The organism is Ralstonia sp. RRA, assembly GCF_037023145.1.
GTDB lineage: Bacteria > Pseudomonadota > Gammaproteobacteria > Burkholderiales > Burkholderiaceae > Ralstonia.
On sequence record NZ_CP146092.1, the window covers coordinates 1,929,914 to 1,947,079 of the forward strand.

General features: G+C 66.1%; 17 protein-coding genes. 12 read left to right on the forward strand and 5 right to left on the reverse strand.

The window, feature by feature from the left end:
- The first annotated feature begins 89 nt into the window (after positions 1-89).
- The gene (gene yddG, locus V6657_RS26745; protein ID WP_048931557.1) at positions 90-1,034 is read left to right on the forward strand and encodes an aromatic amino acid DMT transporter YddG; all 945 of its coding nucleotides are present in this window, start codon (positions 90-92) and stop codon (positions 1,032-1,034) included.
- A 36-nt stretch (positions 1,035-1,070) separates the two neighbouring features.
- Here yddG and V6657_RS26750 read toward each other — a convergent pair whose 3' ends face one another.
- Positions 1,071-2,582, reverse strand: coding sequence for a M20 family peptidase (locus V6657_RS26750; RefSeq protein ID WP_048931558.1), 1,512 nt, complete (start codon positions 2,580-2,582; stop codon positions 1,071-1,073).
- A gap of 211 nt (positions 2,583-2,793) precedes the next feature.
- Between V6657_RS26750 and V6657_RS26755 the strand changes: the two genes are divergently transcribed.
- The 6 genes from V6657_RS26755 to V6657_RS26780 all read left to right on the forward strand — a co-directional run bounded on the left by V6657_RS26755 (position 2,794) and on the right by V6657_RS26780 (position 8,181).
- Positions 2,794-3,603: a MetQ/NlpA family ABC transporter substrate-binding protein gene (locus V6657_RS26755; protein WP_048931559.1), complete on the forward strand. Its 810-nt coding sequence runs from the start codon at positions 2,794-2,796 to the stop codon at positions 3,601-3,603.
- Between the two features lie 20 nt (positions 3,604-3,623).
- Entirely contained in the window at positions 3,624-4,760 is a 1,137-nt protein-coding gene (locus V6657_RS26760) for an ATP-binding cassette domain-containing protein (RefSeq protein ID WP_048931560.1), read from the forward strand.
- Positions 4,741-5,394, forward strand: a complete 654-nt coding sequence (locus tag V6657_RS26765) for a methionine ABC transporter permease (RefSeq protein WP_048931561.1) — start codon at positions 4,741-4,743, stop codon at positions 5,392-5,394. Before V6657_RS26760 ends, V6657_RS26765 begins: the two co-directional genes overlap by 20 nt.
- 125 nt (positions 5,395-5,519) lie before the next feature.
- Entirely contained in the window at positions 5,520-6,545 is a 1,026-nt protein-coding gene (locus V6657_RS26770) for an aliphatic sulfonate ABC transporter substrate-binding protein (protein ID WP_048931562.1), read from the forward strand.
- 2 nt (positions 6,546-6,547) lie between these two features.
- The gene (locus tag V6657_RS26775; RefSeq protein WP_048931563.1) at positions 6,548-7,387 is read left to right on the forward strand and encodes an ABC transporter permease; all 840 of its coding nucleotides are present in this window, start codon (positions 6,548-6,550) and stop codon (positions 7,385-7,387) included.
- Complete coding sequence (locus V6657_RS26780) at positions 7,384-8,181, forward strand: ABC transporter ATP-binding protein (protein ID WP_048931564.1); 798 nt, start codon at positions 7,384-7,386, stop codon at positions 8,179-8,181. Before V6657_RS26775 ends, V6657_RS26780 begins: the two co-directional genes overlap by 4 nt.
- 66 nt (positions 8,182-8,247) lie before the next feature.
- Here V6657_RS26780 and V6657_RS26785 read toward each other — a convergent pair whose 3' ends face one another.
- The 4 genes from V6657_RS26785 to V6657_RS26800 form a co-directional block, all read right to left on the reverse strand.
- The gene (locus V6657_RS26785; RefSeq protein WP_082170079.1) at positions 8,248-10,083 is read right to left on the reverse strand and encodes a family 2A encapsulin nanocompartment cargo protein cysteine desulfurase; all 1,836 of its coding nucleotides are present in this window, start codon (positions 10,081-10,083) and stop codon (positions 8,248-8,250) included.
- Positions 10,058-11,002 carry a family 2A encapsulin nanocompartment shell protein gene (locus V6657_RS26790; protein WP_021193604.1) on the reverse strand — a complete coding sequence of 315 codons (945 nt, stop codon included), beginning with the start codon at positions 11,000-11,002 and terminating at the stop codon, positions 10,058-10,060. The genes V6657_RS26785 and V6657_RS26790 overlap by 26 nt, the downstream gene beginning before the upstream one ends.
- Positions 11,003-11,090: 88 nt before the next feature.
- Entirely contained in the window at positions 11,091-12,068 is a 978-nt protein-coding gene (gene epsC / locus V6657_RS26795; RefSeq protein WP_137884805.1) for a serine O-acetyltransferase EpsC, read from the reverse strand.
- Positions 12,069-12,165: 97 nt separating this feature from the next.
- The gene (locus tag V6657_RS26800; protein ID WP_021193602.1) at positions 12,166-12,690 is read right to left on the reverse strand and encodes a rhodanese-like domain-containing protein; all 525 of its coding nucleotides are present in this window, start codon (positions 12,688-12,690) and stop codon (positions 12,166-12,168) included.
- A gap of 217 nt (positions 12,691-12,907) precedes the next feature.
- Here V6657_RS26800 and V6657_RS26805 point away from each other — a divergent pair, with 217 nt between their 5' ends.
- From V6657_RS26805 to V6657_RS26825, 5 genes are all read left to right on the forward strand, one after another.
- Complete coding sequence (locus V6657_RS26805; RefSeq protein ID WP_048931567.1) at positions 12,908-14,326, forward strand: PLP-dependent aminotransferase family protein; 1,419 nt, start codon at positions 12,908-12,910, stop codon at positions 14,324-14,326.
- A gap of 122 nt (positions 14,327-14,448) precedes the next feature.
- Complete coding sequence (gspF, locus tag V6657_RS26810; protein ID WP_048931568.1) at positions 14,449-15,663, forward strand: type II secretion system inner membrane protein GspF; 1,215 nt, start codon at positions 14,449-14,451, stop codon at positions 15,661-15,663.
- Positions 15,664-15,665: 2 nt separating this feature from the next.
- Complete coding sequence (gene gspH, locus V6657_RS26815) at positions 15,666-16,136, forward strand: type II secretion system minor pseudopilin GspH (protein ID WP_048931569.1); 471 nt, start codon at positions 15,666-15,668, stop codon at positions 16,134-16,136.
- Positions 16,123-16,533 carry a type II secretion system minor pseudopilin GspI gene (gspI, locus tag V6657_RS26820; RefSeq protein WP_082170080.1) on the forward strand — a complete coding sequence of 137 codons (411 nt, stop codon included), beginning with the start codon at positions 16,123-16,125 and terminating at the stop codon, positions 16,531-16,533. Before gspH ends, gspI begins: the two co-directional genes overlap by 14 nt.
- Positions 16,533-17,156, forward strand: coding sequence for a prepilin-type N-terminal cleavage/methylation domain-containing protein (locus V6657_RS26825; RefSeq protein ID WP_048931571.1), 624 nt, complete (start codon positions 16,533-16,535; stop codon positions 17,154-17,156). Before gspI ends, V6657_RS26825 begins: the two co-directional genes overlap by 1 nt.
- Positions 17,157-17,166 lie beyond the last annotated feature (10 nt).

Consider the following 17,166-nt stretch of genomic DNA (forward strand, 5'->3'; position numbering starts at 1 on the left):
GATGGCGTCCTACTGGTCAGGGCGGAACCGGGTGTGGTAGGTATGGACAGTATTGACTTCAGATCGACGAATCCGTGCAGGCAAGCGTTATGCAAAGCAAAAGTAGGGCAACACTCATCGGACTCATTGCGGTGTTGCTGTGGAGCTCAATCGTCGGCTTGATCCGCGGCGTCAGCCAGAACCTGGGGGCGGTGGGCGGCGCCGCCATGATCTATTCCGTTGCGTCGGTACTGCTGTTGTTCACCGTGGGCCTCGGCAACCTGAAGATGTTTCCTCGGCGTTATCTGGTGTGGGGCAGCCTGCTGTTCGTTTCGTACGAGCTGTGCCTGTCTTTGTCGATCGGCTATGCCAACAGCGGCCGGCAGGCCATCGAAGTGGGGATGGTCAACTACCTCTGGCCGACCTTCACGATGCTGTCGGCCATCGCATTCAACAAGCAGCGCGCGAATGCCCTGATCGTGCCGGGCGCGCTGGTCTCCATCCTGGGGATCTGCCTGGTGCTCGGCGGTGACCGGGGATTGGATCTCGCCGGCATGGCCGCAAACGTGAAGGACAACCCGCTCAGCTACGGACTGGCCTTCGCAGGGGCGGTGATCTGGGCAGCGTATTGCACGGTCACCAGCCGCATCGCTGGGGGCAAGAATGGCGTCACGCTGTTCTTCATGCTGACGGCGCTCGCCCTGTGGATCAAGTTCTTCACAACGGGCGGTGGCGCGATGCACCTCAGCGCACCAGCGCTCATCTACCTGGCGCTGGCCGCTTGCGCAATGGGGTTCGGCTACGCAGCCTGGAATGTCGGCATCCTGCACGGCAACGTGACGGTGCTGGCCGGTGCGTCGTACTTCATCCCCGTGTTTTCCGCCGCGCTGGCGGCGGCGCTGCTGCATGCCCCGCTGTCGTTCGCGTTCTGGAAAGGCGCGTCGATGGTGGTTGCGGGGTCGATCCTCTGCTGGCTCGCAACGCGCGGACAACGCGCAAGGGCATCGTCCGCGCCAAAGCCCTCGCACGAGCGACAGAGCGCCCACGGGCAGTGAGCGCTCAGTCGGTTCTCGTGCCTGAACGGCCTGCGCTCAGCTCGCTGCCTGCTGCACCAGCCGGTGGTAGAAGCGGATCAGCTCGACCAGATTGGCCTCGGTAATCCGCTCGTTGGTGCCGTGAAAGCGCGGCAGGTCTTCCGGCTTGGCGCGCACCGGCGAGAAGCGATACACATGGTCCGCAATGCCGATCATGTGGCGCGAATCGGTCGCGCCGATCATCAACCCCGGCGCCACCACCGTGCCCGGAAACAGCTCACGCACCGTCTTGTTGATCAACTGATACGACGCCGATTGCGTGGGCGACACCGGCGAGGCTTCGCTCACGCCCGGCAGGTTGCTCAGCTCGAACTTGCCATTGGGTGCCGCGGCCTTGGCGGCGTTCTCCACGTGCTCAGTGATTGACGCCACGGTATCGCCCGGCAGCAGACGGAAGTTGACGATGGCCTCGGCACGGCCGGGCAGCACGTTGTCCTTGTTGCCGGCCTGGATGACGGTCAGCGCGGTGGTGGTGCGCAGCATGGCATTGGAGCTGGCAGACGCCTCCAGCTGCTTCTGCACCAGCGGACCGAACAGCCACAGGTTGGACAGCGCGACACGGCTGAAGCCCTGCATCTCGGGCGCCAGCGTCTGGAACATCTCCTGCGCCACGCCGCGGATGCCGGCGGGCAGCTGATCGTCATCCAGGCGCTTGAGCGCGGCGCTCATCATGGCGATGGCGCTCTGGCCATGCGGCGGCGGCATCGACGAATGTCCCGGGGTGGCCGACACCTTGAGCTGCATCGACAGGAAGCCCTTCTCCGCCACACCGATCAGCGCGGCCGGCTTGGCCAGCCCCGGCAGCACGCCTTCGGTAATCAGCAGCCCTTCGTCGATCACGAAATCGAGACGCTCGCCACGCGACTTGAGCAGCGCGGCGATCTGCTTGGCGCCACGGTCGCCACCCACTTCCTCGTCAGCACCAAAGGCCAGGTGGATGGTGCGACGCGGCTTGAAGCCGCTGGCGGCCAGCAACTCAATGGCCTCCATCTGTGAGATCAGGTTGCCCTTGTCGTCCCACGCGCCACGGCCCCAGACCATGCCGTCTTTGATCACGCCGTCGAACGGCGGCTGGGTCCAGTCGCCTTCCGTACCGGAGGCGATGGGCACGACATCCTGATGCGCCATCAGCATGATCGGCTGCAATGACGGGTCAGAGCCCTTCCAGGTGTAGAGCAGCGCAAAGTCACCCACCTGCTCGCGTTGCAGCACGGCGTGCGCCTTGGGGTAGCGCGCCTCCAGCATGGCGTGCAGCTGGCGGAACTGGTCTGCGTTCAATTGCGCGTCGGTGGCGCTGGATACGGTACGTGCACGCACGGCCTCCGCCAGGTGCGCCGCTGCCGCCGGGCCATCCACGGCCACCGGCGTGACGGCCGGCACATCAAGCTGGCGCGAGCCGTGCCGCCAGGTATTGAAGGCCACATAGGCCGCCACTACAACCACCACTGCAATCACGAGGCGCAACAGCCGCCCGATCACAGCACCACGACGTTTGTACGACGCTTTCATTGGGTCTCCGCTCCTTGAGGTGAACTGCCTTCGCCCAGCATGCGTGCACTGAGCGTAAGGCATCAGTATCGCTGTACTGGCGTGCCGCCGCCAGCACACCTCAACACGTCACCATGCCCTGACCGAGTAACCATCTACGCAAATATTCGTGGGAATAGGGCCACCCGCCATGCTGGAATCACCCCATGTTCCCTTTGCAGCATGCACACTCATGAAGCTCACACATCGACTCTTCCTCGCCCTCGCCACCCTTGCTTTGAGCGTCACCGCGCATGCGGCACCGTTGCGCATTGGCGTCACGCCCGGCGCGCTGGCCGATTCCGTAGAGGTGGCCGCCGCCGAAGCCCGCAAGCAGGGGCTGGACGTCAAGGTGGTCGAACTGACCGACTGGACCACGCCCAACGTCGCGCTCGCCTCGGGCGATCTGGATCTCAACTACTTCCAGCACCAGGCTTTCCTGGACAACGCCATCAAAGAGCGCGGCTATGCGTTCAAGAGCGTCGGCATTGGCGTGCTGGGCAACATTGGTTTGTATTCCAGCAAGATCAAGCGCCTGTCCGATCTGAAGGATGGCGCGCGCGTGGCGGTGGCCAATGACCCCGTCAACCAGGGCCGCGGCCTGTTGCTGCTGCAGAAGGCGGGGCTGATCAAGCTGCGCGATGGCGTGGGTGCACGCGGCACCCTCAATGACGTGGTGGCCAACCCGAAGAAGCTCAAGTTTGTCGAAATCGAAGGCCCGCAACTCGTGCGCGCACTGGACGACGTGGACCTCGCGCAGGGCTATCCGGCGCACTTCGTCAATGCGGGCAAGGGGGATGTTGCCGGCGCTGGCCTGCTGTACTCGGGCATCGACGACGAGTACTTCGCCATCCGCTTCGTGGCGCGGCGCGACAACGCGGGCGACCCGCGCATCGCGCGCTTCATCAAGCTGTATCAGGAGTCGCCGGCCGTGCAGCAGCAGATCCACACGTCGTATGCCAACGACAACAAGCTCTACACCCTGCCCTGGCTCAAGCGCTGAAATGACGATCCGGTAACGCCATGACCACACTTGTCTCGAACCCCGTCCACGCCTGGCCTGACGCCCCCGCGCCCCACGCCAGGACCGCCGATGCGGTTGTTGCTGCGCCCACCGCCGGCACCATCACCTTCCGCAACGTCGGCAAGACGTACCGCGCGGCGGCGGGCGATGTACATGCGCTGCAAGGCATCGACCTCGACATTCCGGCCGGTGGCATCTTCGGCATCATCGGGCGCAGCGGCGCAGGCAAGTCCAGCCTGCTGCGCACCATCAACGGGTTGGAGAAGCCGACCAGCGGGCAGGTGCTGGTGGATGGCGTCGACGTCGGCACGCTCAGCACGCATGCGCTGGTGGGGTTGCGCCGGCGCATCGGCATGATCTTTCAGCACTTCAATCTGCTCTCCGCCAAGACGGTGTGGGAGAACGTCGCGCTGCCGTTGAAGGTGGCCGGCGTGCCGGCCGCAGAAATTGCGCAACGCGTGGATGCACTACTGGCGCTGGTTGGGCTGGAGGGCAAGCAGCACGTGTATCCGGGGCGATTGTCCGGCGGGCAGAAGCAGCGCGTGGGCATTGCCCGCGCACTGGTGCACCGGCCCGAGATCCTGCTGTGCGACGAAGCCACCTCCGCGCTTGACCCGGAAACGACTGACGCCATCCTCGCGCTGCTGCGCGACATCAACCGCCGCCTGGGCCTGACCATCGTGCTCATCACACACGAGATGGGGGTCATCCGCGACATCTGCGACAACGTGCTGGTACTCGAAGCCGGTCGCGTTGCAGAGCAGGGCCCCGTGTGGCGCGTCTTTGGTGATCCACAGCACGACGCCACACGCGCCCTGCTGCAACCGCTGCGCGGCGGCCTGCCCGACGACGTGGCGGCACGCCTGCAGCCCACTCCGCCCGCACGCGGTGCCTTTGAGCAATTGATTGAGCTGGGCTACACCGGCACGGCCGCCGTGCCCGAACTGGCGCAGATCGCCCAGGCGCTTCGCTACCCGACACGCCTGCTGCGCGCCGATCTCGACCGTATCCAGGGCCGCACGCAAGGGCGCCTGCTGGTTGCCGCAGCGGGCGGTGCCCTCTCGCAAGACGCGCTAGCGGCCTTGCAACTGTCTCAGTCAACCCGGAGCCTCGGCTATGTCCCCGCTCACGATTGACCGCATCTGGCAGGGCCTGCTCGACACGTTGACGATGGTGTCCGCATCTGCGCTGATCGCCGCGCTGGCCGGCATTCCGCTGGCGCTGATCCTGGTGCTGACGGCACCCGGCAGCACGCTGGAATCGCCCCGCGTGCACCGTGTGCTGGGCGCACTCATCAACGGCTTTCGTGCCACGCCCTTCATCATCCTGCTGGTGGCGCTGTTGCCCTTCACGCGGCTGGTGGTGGGGGCCACCATTGGCGTGTGGGCGGCGGTGGTGCCGCTGTCGATCAGCGCCACGCCGTTCTTTGCGCGCATTGCCGAGATCAGCCTGCGTGAAGTCGACCGCGGCCTGGTGGAAGCTGCACAGGCCATGGGCTGCGAGCGCCGCCACATCGTCTGGCACGTGCTGCTGCCCGAGGCACTGCCCGGCATCATCGGCGGCTTCACGCTCACCATCGTCTCGCTGATTGGCGCATCAGCCATGGCGGGTGCGGTGGGCGCCGGCGGTCTGGGCGACATCGCCATCCGCTATGGCTATCAGCGCTTCGACACCACGGTCATGGCGGTCGTGATCGTGCTGCTGATCGCCCTGGTGAGCCTGGTGCAGTGGGTGGGAGATCGATCGGTTCGGCGGCTGAAAGCGCGTTGAGCAGCCTGTACGCGGCATCGCGCGACTAAGCATCTGCGCAATCCTTCGTTGTTGCCGGTGCGGACGCATCCTTAAGATGGGCGAAGGGGTCGGGGGGGCCCTTTCATCCATTTCATCGCACCACAATGACGCCGACACACGCACGCTCGCGCCTGCTTTCTCGTACGCTGTTCCGCCGACTGGCTACCGCCGCTGTCGCCGCTATCGCCGCCCTGAGCGCGCTTGTGCTCGCGCCCAATGCCCAGGCGCAGAATGTGCTGCCGCAAGAGATCCGGCTGGACTACGCCTACTACTCACCGCCCAGCCTGGTGCTCAAACGCTTCGGCTGGCTGGAAGACGCGCTCAAGGCCGACAAGGTGAACGTGCGCTGGGTACTGAGCCAGGGCAGCAACCGCGCGTTGGAGTTTCTCAACAGCGGCAGTATCGATTTCGGCTCAACGGCCGGCCTGGCCGCCGTGCTCAGCCGCGCCAACGGCAACCCGATCAAGGGCGTCTACATCTACAGCCGCCCGGAATGGACCGCGCTGGTGGTGCCCAAGGATTCACCCATCCGTTCGGTGCGCGATCTAAAAGGCAAGAAGATCGCCGCCACCAAAGGCACCGACCCTTACCTGTTCCTGTTGCGCAGCCTGCACGACGCCGGCCTGCGCAAGACCGACATCGAACACGTCAGCCTGCAACATGCCGACGGCCGCGCCGCGCTGGAGCAAGGCCGTGTCGATGCGTGGGCCGGGCTGGACCCGCTCATGGCAGCCAGCGAGCTGGAATCCGGCGCGCGGCTGCTCTATCGCAACGTGAACTACAACACGTACGGCCTGCTGAACGTCAACGAGGCATTTGCCACGAAGTATCCGCAGGCAGTGGAGCGCGTGCTGGCCGCCTACGAGCGGGCGCGCCTGTGGATCCTGGCCCACCCGGATGAGACCGCACGCATCGTATCGGAAGAAGCCAAACTGCCGCTGGCCGTGATCAAGGTGCAATTGCTGCGCAACGACTTCAGCCAGCCGGTGCCTGGGCAGCAGCACATTCAGGCGCTGACAGCCGCGGCCCCCATCCTGACCGAGGAAAGCCTCGTCAAGCCGGGGACGGACGTTGCCCAGGTCGTCCGCACCCTCATCGAGCCGCGCTATGCACGCGCCGTCATCCGCTGATCATGCCTGCCGAGCCCGCCACGCTAAGCACCACCACTGCGCCTGTCACCGACGATGCACCCCCACGCAATCGTCTGGCGTTGCATCCGGGTAACCGATTCGTCGGGCTGGTGCTACCGATCGTCGCGCTGCTGTGCTGGGAAGGCGCCGTGCGTGCGGGCTGGATTGCCGCCAACCTGCTGCCGCCGCCATCGGAGCTGGCGGCCACCCTGCGTGAGCTGGTCACCGGCGATGCGCTGCCCGCCCACATTGCCGTGAGCATAGTGCGCGTTCTCGCGGGGTTCGCCATAGGGGCGGCGCTTGGCATCGCCTTGGGCACCGCCGTTGCGCTCAACCGGTGGACCGCCGCCCTGCTCGACCCGACGTTCCAGGCGCTGCGCGCCATTCCTTCGCTGGCCTGGGTGCCGCTGCTGCTGTTGTGGCTGGGTATCGACGAGGCGCCCAAGGTGGTGCTGATCGCCATCGGCGCGTTCTTTCCGGTGTATGTGGCCGCGCAGGCAGGCATCCGCAATGTCGATCGCAAGCTGGTGGAAGTGGGCGTGATGGCGGGACTGCAGCGCGGGGCGATCATTCGGCGCATTCTGGTGCCGGCCATGTTGCCGCATCTGTTTACCGGGCTGCGTACCGGGCTGAGCGTGGCGTGGATGTTTCTCGTGGCGGCGGAATTGATTGCCGCCACGCGCGGCCTCGGCTACCTGCTCAGCGATGGCCGCGAAACCGGCCGCGCGGACATCGTCATCGTCGCCATCCTGATCCTGGCCGTGCTGGGCAAGCTGAGCGACAGCGTGCTGCGCGCGCTGGAGTCTCGCAGTCTGGCCTGGCGCGACAGTGCACTGCCATGAATGCTCCGACGCATACTTCCCTCCTGCGCCATACCCACGAACCGCTGGTCGATGTTCGCGTGGATGCGCTCCGGTTCGGCACGCAACCCGTGCTTGGGCCGATCCGCTTTGACGTGTCTGCCGGTGAGGTCGTTGTGGTGCTGGGCCCCAGCGGCTGCGGCAAGAGCACGCTGTTGCGAATCGTGGCGGGTCTGGAGTGTGGCCACGTCGGCCAGGTCACAGCGCACCAGCACGCCCCTGCCGACCACGCCGGTCGTACCGGCTTCGTGTTCCAGGAACCGCGCCTGCTGCCGTGGCTGACGGTGGCCGAGAACGTCGGCTTTTCGGCCGGCTTGCGCCGGGATGCCGCGCTGGCTGACCCGCGCGTTCGCGCCCTGCTGGCTGAAGTCGGCCTGACCGATGCGGCAGCGCTACTACCCAAGGCGCTGTCCGGCGGTATGGCGCAACGCGCCGCGATTGCCCGTGGGCTGTTTACCGAGCCACCCCTGCTGCTGCTCGACGAGCCCTTCAGCGCGCTCGACCCCTTCACCCGCATGCGCCTGCAGGATCTGCTGCTGCAGCTTGCGGCACGACACGGCACCACGCTGTTGATCGTCACGCATGACGTGGACGAGGCACTGCACCTGGCCGACCGCATCCTTGTCCTGGCACCCGAGCCGGGGCGCATCGTGGCGGATCTGCCAGTCGACGTACCACGCATCGTTGCGGGGCCGGCCGTCATCCGCCCGCGCCAGCATGAACGGCTGACGGCATTGCGCACGGAAATCTTCACCCACCTTGGCACCGTCGTCTGATGAAAAGAAAACCGCCGATCCAACACACAAAGCATCGGACCGGCGGCAGACCTTCCCTTCTTGATGTCAGCGCCGCGCCAGCGCGCTCACCACACGCACCAGTTCGTCCACTTCCTCGCAGGTGTTGTAGAACGCCAGCGACGGCCGCACCGTGGCCTCCACCCCAAAGCGCCGCAGGATCGGCTGCGCGCAATGGTGGCCAGAGCGCACGGCAATGCCCTCGCGGTTGAGCGCCGCACCCACCTCTTCCGTGCGATACCCCGCCAGCGTGAACGACAACACACTCGCCTTGTTGGCGGCCGTACCGATCAGCCGCAAACCGGGAATGCGCGACAGCCCATGCGTGGCATACACCAGCAGGTCGTGCTCATAGCGGGCGATGTTTTCCAGGCCAATGCGATCGACGTAATCGAGCGCGGCGCCCAGCCCCACCGCATCCGCAATGTTGCCGGTGCCGGCCTCGAAGCGCGCGGGTGCGGGCTGGTATAGCGTCTTCTCGAACGTGACGTCGGCAATCATGTTGCCGCCGCCCTGCCACGGCGGCAGCGTGTCGAGCAGATCCTGCTTGCCGTACACCACGCCAATGCCCGTCGGCCCGAAGATCTTGTGGCCGGAGAACACGTAGAAGTCCGCATCCAGCGCCTGCACGTTCACACGCAAGTGCGAGACCGCCTGCGCGCCATCCACCAGCACGCGCGCACCTGCTGCATGTGCCAGCGCGATGATCTCCTGCACCGGCGTCACCGTCCCCAGCGCATTCGACACCTGCGTGACAGACACCAGCTTCGTCCGGCTGCTGAGCAGCTTGCGGTATTCGTCCAGCAGGATCTGCCCACTGTCGTCCACCGGAATCACGCGGATGCGCGCGCCCACCTGCGCGGCAAGCTGCTGCCACGGCACGATGTTGGCGTGGTGCTCCAGGTGCGAGACGATGATCTCGTCCCCGGCGCCGATGTGCTGGCGGCCGAACGTCTGCGCAACGAGGTTGATCGCCTCCGTGGCGCCGCGCACGAAGATGATCTCGCTTGACGACTTCGCACCCAGGAAACGCGCGACCTTGTTGCGTGCACCCTCGTAGGCATCCGTGGCACGCGCGGCCAGTTCATGCGCCGCGCGGTGGATGTTGGAGTTCTCGTGCGCGTAGAAATACGCCAGCCGATCGATCACCGCTTGCGGCTTGTGCGTGGTGGCGGCGTTGTCCAGCCAGATCAGCGGCCGGCCATTCACGCGCTCGGCCAGGATCGGAAAGTCACGCCGAACCGCGTGCACGTCGAACGTGCTGGCGCGATGCGGCTGGTGGCTGGTGTCACGTGACGCTTCCAACGTAGGCACCGTGGGCGGCGCAAGGAAGTAGAACTGCCCCGCCTGCGCCGCGCCACCGGGCTGCTGCAACGCAGCCGGCCCAGCGGGCGGCGTACCGGCCGCACCGTCGATCAACCGTGCCAGCGCATCGGTGCCCGGCAGGTGGAACGGCTGCGCCGAGACGCGATCATCCGGCACACCCGCCTCCGACGCCGCCACCCCCGCATGCGGCACAGCGGACTGATAGCCGCTCGCCTCACCCAGAAAGTAGTACGGCGAACTGGGTGCCGACACGGGATGCGCAGGTACAGGCTGGCCATGACCGGATGCCGCCTGCGGCAGCGCCGCAGCGTACTGCGTGGGCACACCCAGCACAGGCACCTGCGGTGCAATCGGTGCGGCATCTGCAACAGGCAACGCACTCAGTTGCGGCGATGCACCTGCCGGTGCCAGATCGATCGCAGGCTCCGGCTCGCTGCCCGGCAGCGCCGTGAAGAACGCGTTGGCCAACTGCGCCAGCGCGGCCGGGTCAGGCAAACCCGCCGGCAGCGTCAGGCCACTCACGCCGGGCGCATTACTTGTAGGTGTCGGGGTAGTCATGGTACTTGCCGATCTCCACGTCTTCGAGCACCGCCAGCGCGTCTTCAGTCAGCACGGCCAGCGAGCAATACAGCGAAATCAGGTAGGACGCGATGGCGTTCCGGTTGATGCCCATGAAGCGCACCGACAGACCCGGGCTCTGCTCGCCCGCCACACCCGGCTGATACAGGCCGACCACGCCCTGGCGCTTGTCGCCCACGCGCAGCAGCAGAATCTTCGTGCGGCCGTTCTCGTCAATGGGCACCTTGTCCGACGGAATGAGCGGCAGGCCGCGCCAGGTGATGAATTGCGAGCCGAACAGGCTGACGGTGGGCGGCGGCACGCCACGGCGCGTGCATTCGCGGCCAAACGCGGCAATCGCCAGCGGATGGGCCAGGAAGAACGCCGGCTCCTTCCACACCTTGGTGATCAGTTCGTCCAGATCGTCCGGCGTGGGCGCACCGGTGAGCGTGGAGATGCGCTGCGTTTCATCCACGTTGGCCAGCAGACCGTAGTCGGGGTTGTTGATCAGTTCGCTTTCCTGACGCTCCTTGATGGTCTCGATGGTCAGGCGCAGTTGCTGCTGAATCTGGTCGTGCGGGCTGCTGTACAGGTCGGACACACGGGTGTGCACGTCCAGCACCGTCGTCACCGCGTTGAGGAAGTACTCGCGCGGCTGGTCTTCGTAATCGACGAAGGTTTGCGGCAACTCCGCCTCCGCCTCGTCGCGCTGCGAGCAGGCGACGCGCACATCGCGCGGATTCTTCACGCGGTTCAGGCGGAAGATGCCCGCCTCCACCGGCTGCCACTGCAGCAAGTGCACCAGCCAGCGCGGGCTGATGGTGGACAACTGGGGAACGGTCTTGGTCGCGTTCGCCAACTGGCGTGCTGCGCTGTCGCCTAGCGCAGTGCGCACGTCCTGGGTATCTGCTTCTGCCATGCAATGACTCCCAACTTCACGTAGAAAAATGCCCCCGTTTCTCTGGCGGGTGCGGTGGAAAAAACGGTAGAAAAACGCGTCAGGCGGATCAGCGTGCGGGGTGTGCCTCGCTGTCGCGACGCGCGTGCGGCGGACGGTTCTGAACTTCGTCCTGAACTGCGCTCTGTACGTTTGCCTGGGTGACACTGCTGCCCGGCGGCACGCTGCGCGTGAGCCACACGTTGCCGCCGATGGACGAGCCACGCCCGATGGTGATGCGCCCGAGGATGGTCGCGCCGGCGTAGATGACGACGTCGTCTTCCACCACCGGATGGCGTGGGGCGCCCTTCTCCAGGTGGCCTTCGGCGTCGGCAGAGAAGCGCTTGGCGCCCAGCGTCACCGCCTGATAAATACGCACACGTTCGCCAATCACGGCCGTCTCGCCAATCACCACGCCCGTGCCGTGATCGATGAAGAAGCCGCTGCCAATCTGCGCGCCGGGGTGGATGTCGATGCCGGTGTCAGCATGCGCGGTCTCGGCCACCATGCGCGCGAGCAACGGCAGTCCCGCGCGGTACAGGTGATGCGCAATGCGGTGGTGAATGACGGCGAGGATGCCCGGGTAGCACAGCAGCACCTCGTCGACGCTGCGCGCTGCCGGATCGCCGTGGTAGGCGGCCAGCACGTCGGTATCGAGCAACCGGCGCAGCGCTGGCAGCGCCGCCGCGAAGTCGCGCACCCGCTGTACAGCGTCGCTATCGGTATGGATATCGGCATCGTGCGCGCCGGCCTGGCGTGCGGCGTGGCGCAACTCAAGCCGGACTTGCGCGACCAGCGCATTGAGCGCCGCATCGAGCGTGTGACCGACATAGAAGTCTTCGCTTTCTTCGCGCAGGTCCGTCGGCCCGAGCCGCATGGGGAACAGCGCCCCGCGCAACGCATCCAGAATCAGCCGCACGGCCTCGCGCGAGGGCAGCTCGCGACCCGTGACTTCCGTACGGCCGTGGCGCGCACGCCAGTCGGCGCGCGCCGTGCGCAGCTCGCTGACAATGCGGTCCAATTGCCAGCCTGCGCTTTGCACGGGCACAGGCCGCCCCGCGATGATGCTGTCGCTCATCGTCGCTCCCCTGTTCAGTATTCAGTGATTGGTCTTGTGGTTGGGTGCTGCGGGCCAGCGCGCGCCTTCAGTCCTGCTGCCAGGGCAGACCCCAGCGGCGCCAGCCACCGGCCTCGCCGCGCTGCTGCTGTTCATCGAGATCGCCCTCGAAACCCTCGAGCACGTTGAACACGTTGGCGAAGCCTGCCGCTGCGGCGGCTTCGGCTGCCGCCGCAGAGCGCTTGCCGCTTCGGCAGAGCAACAGCAACACGGCACCCTTGGGTGCGGCCTTCTCCAACTCGCGCAGGAAGCGCGGGTTCTTGAGCATGGCGGGGCCCGTCTGCCAGGCAACATGCGCGGTGTTGGGCACACGGCCCACGAACTTGCGCTCCTCTGCGGTGCGCACGTCTACGAGGATGGCCTCGCCGCGGCTGGCCAGCGCCCAAGCCTCGGCCGGTGAGAGACCGCCCGCATAGCGCAACCCTTGTGCGGCAGCGTGGGCGCGCGCGCGCTCCAGCAGGGCGTCAGAAGGCGTCGCCAATACACTGTCGAGCACGGCCTGAACGGCCGGATCACGCGCAACAGCGGCAGCTTGAGCAGGGTTGGAAGACATCGGACCTCCGGCTTGGCAACAATGAGTGATGGACAAGCCCACTCTAGCCGTGGGTGATATTTGATAAAACGAATAAAACCGCCCTTCGATCAACGCCCAACGCATAAAGGGGGTATCGGCGCGTCTTCCACTTGCACAGCGGGTCGCTACAATACGAACACTCACGAACAGTTACATGTGACTGTTCTGCATCATCCGCTACGGAGGGCTGCCGCCCATGAAGCTCCTGATCGACGCCACCACCCGCGTGCCCATTGCTGACCAGATCGTGGCCGGCGTGCAGACGTGGATTCGCGACAACGACGTACGACCCGGCGCCAAGCTGCCGTCGATCCGCCAGTTGGCGGCCGAGTACAGCATCAGCCGGTTTCCGGTGATCGAGGCGTACGACCGGCTGGTGTCGCTGGGGCTGCTGGACTCGCGCCACGGCTCAGGCTTCTACGTGGCAGAGAGCGGCCTGACGGGGCGCGGCGGGCGCGGCTGGTCTGACCCGCGCCGCGCAGAGATCGAATCCGATCACATCCTCGAGCAGTTCAACTACCCCGATGCGTCACTCAAGCTGGGCGGCGGTTTTGTGCCGGCGGACTGGCGCGACCTGGACGGCCTCACGCAGGCCATCCGCCAGGTCTCGCGCACCGACGTGGAAGCCGTCATCGACTACGCCACGCCGCTGGGCAATACCGCGCTGCGCCACCAGATCATGACGCGCGCACGCCAACTGGGCATCCAGGCCGAGCTGCCCAACGTGATGATGACGGTGGGGGCCAGCCAGGCCATCGACCTCGTCATCCGCCATCTGCTCAAACCCGGTGACACCGTGTTTGTAGAAGACCCGGGCTACTACAACGTGTTTGGCCTGCTGCGCCTGCATGGCGTCAAGCTGGTCGGCATTCCTCGCACCGCTGATGGCCCCGACGTGGAGGTGACGGAGGCGATGCTGCGCGAGCACCGCCCCAAGCTGTTCTTCATCAACAGCGTGCTGCACAACCCGACGGGTTCGGTGCTGTCACCGCCGGTGGCGTTTCGCCTGCTGGAGCTGGCGCGGCGCCACGGCTTCGTGTTTGTGGAAGATGACATCTTTGCCGACATCCAGGGCGACCCGACCGCGCGGCTGGCCACGCTGGACCAACTCGAGCACGTGATCTACGTTGGCGGGTTCTCCAAGACGGTGTCGGCATCGCTGCGCGTGGGTTATCTGATTGCGCGGCGCGATCTCGTGCAGGATTTGACCGACGTGAAGATGCTCACCAGCGTGGGCGGCTCGCGCTTTGCAGAGGCCGTTGTCGCCACGTTGCTGGAACGCGGCGCCTATCGCAAATACGTCGAGCGGCTGCGCCAGCGCATCGGCGATTCCATCATCGCCTCGCTCGATGTGCTGACCGACGCTGGCTGGGAAGTGTTTCATCACCCGCCCGGCGGCAACTTCCTGTGGGCGCGCGTGCCGCACGTGGAGGATTCGCGGGATCTTGTGACTGCGGCGGAACAGCATGGCGTGACGCTGGCGCCCGGCAGTTACTTCCGGCCGAACCTGGAGGTCTCGCCCTGGGTGCGGATCAACACGGCCTACACCAGCGAGGCGCGCGCTCAGGCCTTCCTTCAAGAGATGGGCCGGCGCCCGGTGCGCAAGCGGGCCTGAGTCTGCTGCGCATGCCGCACTGACACGCTTGTGCAAACTTTCGCACACCACAACGCCATCTTTGTCGCCTAGAGTCGGTCCGGCTTTGCTGATGAACCCGCAGTTCTCGCCCGTTCTCGCTCATGCCGACCTTCCGCTACGAGGCCGTCACGCCGGCCGGACAACTGCGCCGTGGCGTCATCGACGCCGATGGCAGCCGCGGCGCACGCACCCTGCTGCGCTCGCGTGGCATGACGCCGATCGACGTATCCGCCGTGGCCGAGCGCACCGCCAATGCAAGCGTCAGCGGGCTGCTCGGTCATCGCCTCGGCACTACGGAGCAGGCGCTCTTCACGCGCCAACTGGCCAGCCTGTTGACCGCTGGCCTGCCGCTGGACGAAGCACTGTCCGCCCTGGCGGCTGAAGCCGAACGCGATTACGTACGTGACCTCATCAGCACGCTGCGCTCGGAGGTAGTGGGCGGGCAATCGCTGTCCGGTGCGCTGGCCCGCCATCCGCGCGACTTTCCTGACATCTATCGCGCCCTCGTCTCCGCCGGGGAGCACACCGGCAAGTTGCACGTGGTGCTCTCGCGCCTGGCCGATTACATCGAAGGCCGCAATGCCCTCACCCAGAAGATCAAGCTGGCCTTCACCTACCCGGCCGTCGTTACCGTGGTGGCATTCGGCATTGTGGTGTTCCTGCTCACCTACGTGGTGCCGCAGGTGGTGGGGGTCTTCACGACAACCAAGCAAAAGCTGCCGACACTGACCATCGTCATGCTGGCCTGCAGTGACTTCGCCCGCGACTGGGGCTGGTTGGCCGCCATGGTTGCGGTGGGCATCGGCGTGAGTGTCAAACGCTTGCTGCAACGCCCTGGCCCCCGACAAGCCTGGCACGGCTGGCTGCTCGGCGCACCGCTGGTCGGCCGGCTCGTGCGCGGCTACAACACAGCGCGCTTTGCCAGCACGCTGGCGATTCTCATCAGCGCGGGCGTGCCGATCCTGCGGGCGCTGCAGGCGGCCGGTGAGACGCTCAATAACGTGGTGCTGCGCCAGAACGTGGAAGACGCCATCAGCCGCGTGCGCGAGGGCACATCCCTCTCGCGAGCGCTGGCGCATGCCAACCGGTTTCCACCCGTGCTGGTCCACCTGATCCGCTCGGGAGAATCCACTGGCAACCTCGCCCCCATGCTGGACCGCGCAGCCGAGGGCGAAACACGCGAGTTGGAGCGCCGCACGCTGTTCATCACCGGCCTGCTAGAGCCCGCGCTCATCCTGAGCATGGGCGTGATGGTGCTGCTGATCGTGCTGGCCGTGCTGATGCCGATTCTCGACATCAACCAGATGGTGCGCTGAGCATGCGTATAGGTAGGCGCGCACGCGGCTTCACGCTGCTGGAGATGCTGGTGGTGGTGGTCATCATCGGCATCGTGATGGGGGCGGTGGTTGTCAATGCGCAACCGAGCCAACGCACGGTGCTGGAACACCAGGCGCAGCGCCTGATCTTTCTGCTGCAGGCGGCGCATGACGAAGCGCGCCTGCGCTCGCAACCCATCGTGTGGGAGGCCACGCCCGAGGGCTACCGCTTCCTCATCCGTGAGCACGATGCCTGGCAGCCGCTTCGCGACGATGTGCTACGCGCGGGCCAATGGCGCCAGCCGTTGTCTGCGCTGTCGCTCATGCAGGTAGGCCGCCCCGCGCAGTCGGGCAGCGTGCGCGTGCTGTTCGGCCGCGAAGCCATCGAGGCGCCCATCACCCTGCGCATGGCCGTCGATGCTGCACAGGTCGATATCGTCACCACTGGCCCGAGCCGCTATGTCGTGCAATAGGCCCGGGCGGCGGCGCGCTGCCGGCTTCACGTTGCTGGAAGTGCTGGTGGCGCTGGTGATCGTGGCCGTGGCGCTCGGTGCCTGCCTGCGGGCGACCGGCTTGCTGGCCGATTCCAGCGCCGGCATGCGCGAGCGTACGCTGGCGCAATGGAGCGCCGCCAACCACCTTGCGCGCATGCGCTTGGCCAACGTGGTACCACCGCCAGGGCTGCATCGCACATCGTGTGGCCAGGGGCGTATTGCGCTTACATGCGAGGACATCGTCATCGTGCTGGAGAACCCCGTATTCCATCTGGTCGTCGTCTCCGTTTACCGAGAAGGCGAAGGGTTGGAGACGCGCGTGCGCCTCGCGCAAGTGGCCACCGTGCTGGCCGATACCTCCAATCAGGCCTTCTGATGCTGCGCCCCCGCGCATCCGCCGGCTTCACCCTCATCGAGATGGTGATCGCCATCACCATCCTCGCAATCATTGCGCTGATCTCGTGGCGTTCGCTGGACGGCATCATTCGTGGCCAGCATCGGTTGACAGAAAGCCTGGAAGAGACGCGCGCCATCGACCGCCTGTTCGAGCAGCTCCAGACGGATTTTGGCGAGGCCGTGCGCGACGACGATCTTGGCCAGCCCACCGTTGTGTTTGGTGATGGAGACTTGCGCATCGTGCGCATGCTGCGCGACGCGCGTCAGCCGATCCGCTGGCAGGTGGTGCGCTATCGCGTGGACGGTGGCTCGCTCATCCGCGAAGCTTCAGCGCCGCTCAACGAACGCGGCCCCGCACGCGAAGCGCTGAATGCCACATTGCCGGAGCGACTGACGCTGGTGGAGCACACGTCGGCGCTGCAAGTACGTGGGTGGACGACACAGGGGTGGCAGGCATTGTCGGCGGACGCATCGCGCTCCGCATCTGCCGTGGCGGTCCCCGGCATGCTGTGGCGGATAACCCCCAACGCCGTGACAGGCCTGGAAGTGACGGTGATGGTCAACGACGCGCCCTATACCAAGGTCGTTCTAGCGGATCTGTAGCGTGCGGCTC

Excerpts from the sequence above, each read along its gene's own strand:
- yddG (WP_048931557.1), top strand. The coding sequence starts at position 90 with ATGCAAAGCAAAAGTAGGGCAACACTCATCGGACTCATTGCGGTGTTG.
- V6657_RS26750 (WP_048931558.1), bottom strand. The coding sequence starts at position 2,582 with ATGAAAGCGTCGTACAAACGTCGTGGTGCTGTGATCGGGCGGCTGTTG.
- V6657_RS26755 (WP_048931559.1), top strand. The coding sequence starts at position 2,794 with ATGAAGCTCACACATCGACTCTTCCTCGCCCTCGCCACCCTTGCTTTG.
- V6657_RS26760 (WP_048931560.1), top strand. The coding sequence starts at position 3,624 with ATGACCACACTTGTCTCGAACCCCGTCCACGCCTGGCCTGACGCCCCC.
- V6657_RS26765 (WP_048931561.1), top strand. The coding sequence starts at position 4,741 with ATGTCCCCGCTCACGATTGACCGCATCTGGCAGGGCCTGCTCGACACG.
- V6657_RS26770 (WP_048931562.1), top strand. The coding sequence starts at position 5,520 with ATGACGCCGACACACGCACGCTCGCGCCTGCTTTCTCGTACGCTGTTC.
- V6657_RS26775 (WP_048931563.1), top strand. The coding sequence starts at position 6,548 with ATGCCTGCCGAGCCCGCCACGCTAAGCACCACCACTGCGCCTGTCACC.
- V6657_RS26780 (WP_048931564.1), top strand. The coding sequence starts at position 7,384 with ATGAATGCTCCGACGCATACTTCCCTCCTGCGCCATACCCACGAACCG.
- V6657_RS26785 (WP_082170079.1), bottom strand. The coding sequence starts at position 10,083 with ATGACTACCCCGACACCTACAAGTAATGCGCCCGGCGTGAGTGGCCTG.
- V6657_RS26790 (WP_021193604.1), bottom strand. The coding sequence starts at position 11,002 with ATGGCAGAAGCAGATACCCAGGACGTGCGCACTGCGCTAGGCGACAGC.
- V6657_RS26800 (WP_021193602.1), bottom strand. The coding sequence starts at position 12,690 with ATGTCTTCCAACCCTGCTCAAGCTGCCGCTGTTGCGCGTGATCCGGCC.
- V6657_RS26805 (WP_048931567.1), top strand. The coding sequence starts at position 12,908 with ATGAAGCTCCTGATCGACGCCACCACCCGCGTGCCCATTGCTGACCAG.
- gspF (WP_048931568.1), top strand. The coding sequence starts at position 14,449 with ATGCCGACCTTCCGCTACGAGGCCGTCACGCCGGCCGGACAACTGCGC.
- gspH (WP_048931569.1), top strand. The coding sequence starts at position 15,666 with ATGCGTATAGGTAGGCGCGCACGCGGCTTCACGCTGCTGGAGATGCTG.
- gspI (WP_082170080.1), top strand. The coding sequence starts at position 16,123 with ATGTCGTGCAATAGGCCCGGGCGGCGGCGCGCTGCCGGCTTCACGTTG.
- V6657_RS26825 (WP_048931571.1), top strand. The coding sequence starts at position 16,533 with ATGCTGCGCCCCCGCGCATCCGCCGGCTTCACCCTCATCGAGATGGTG.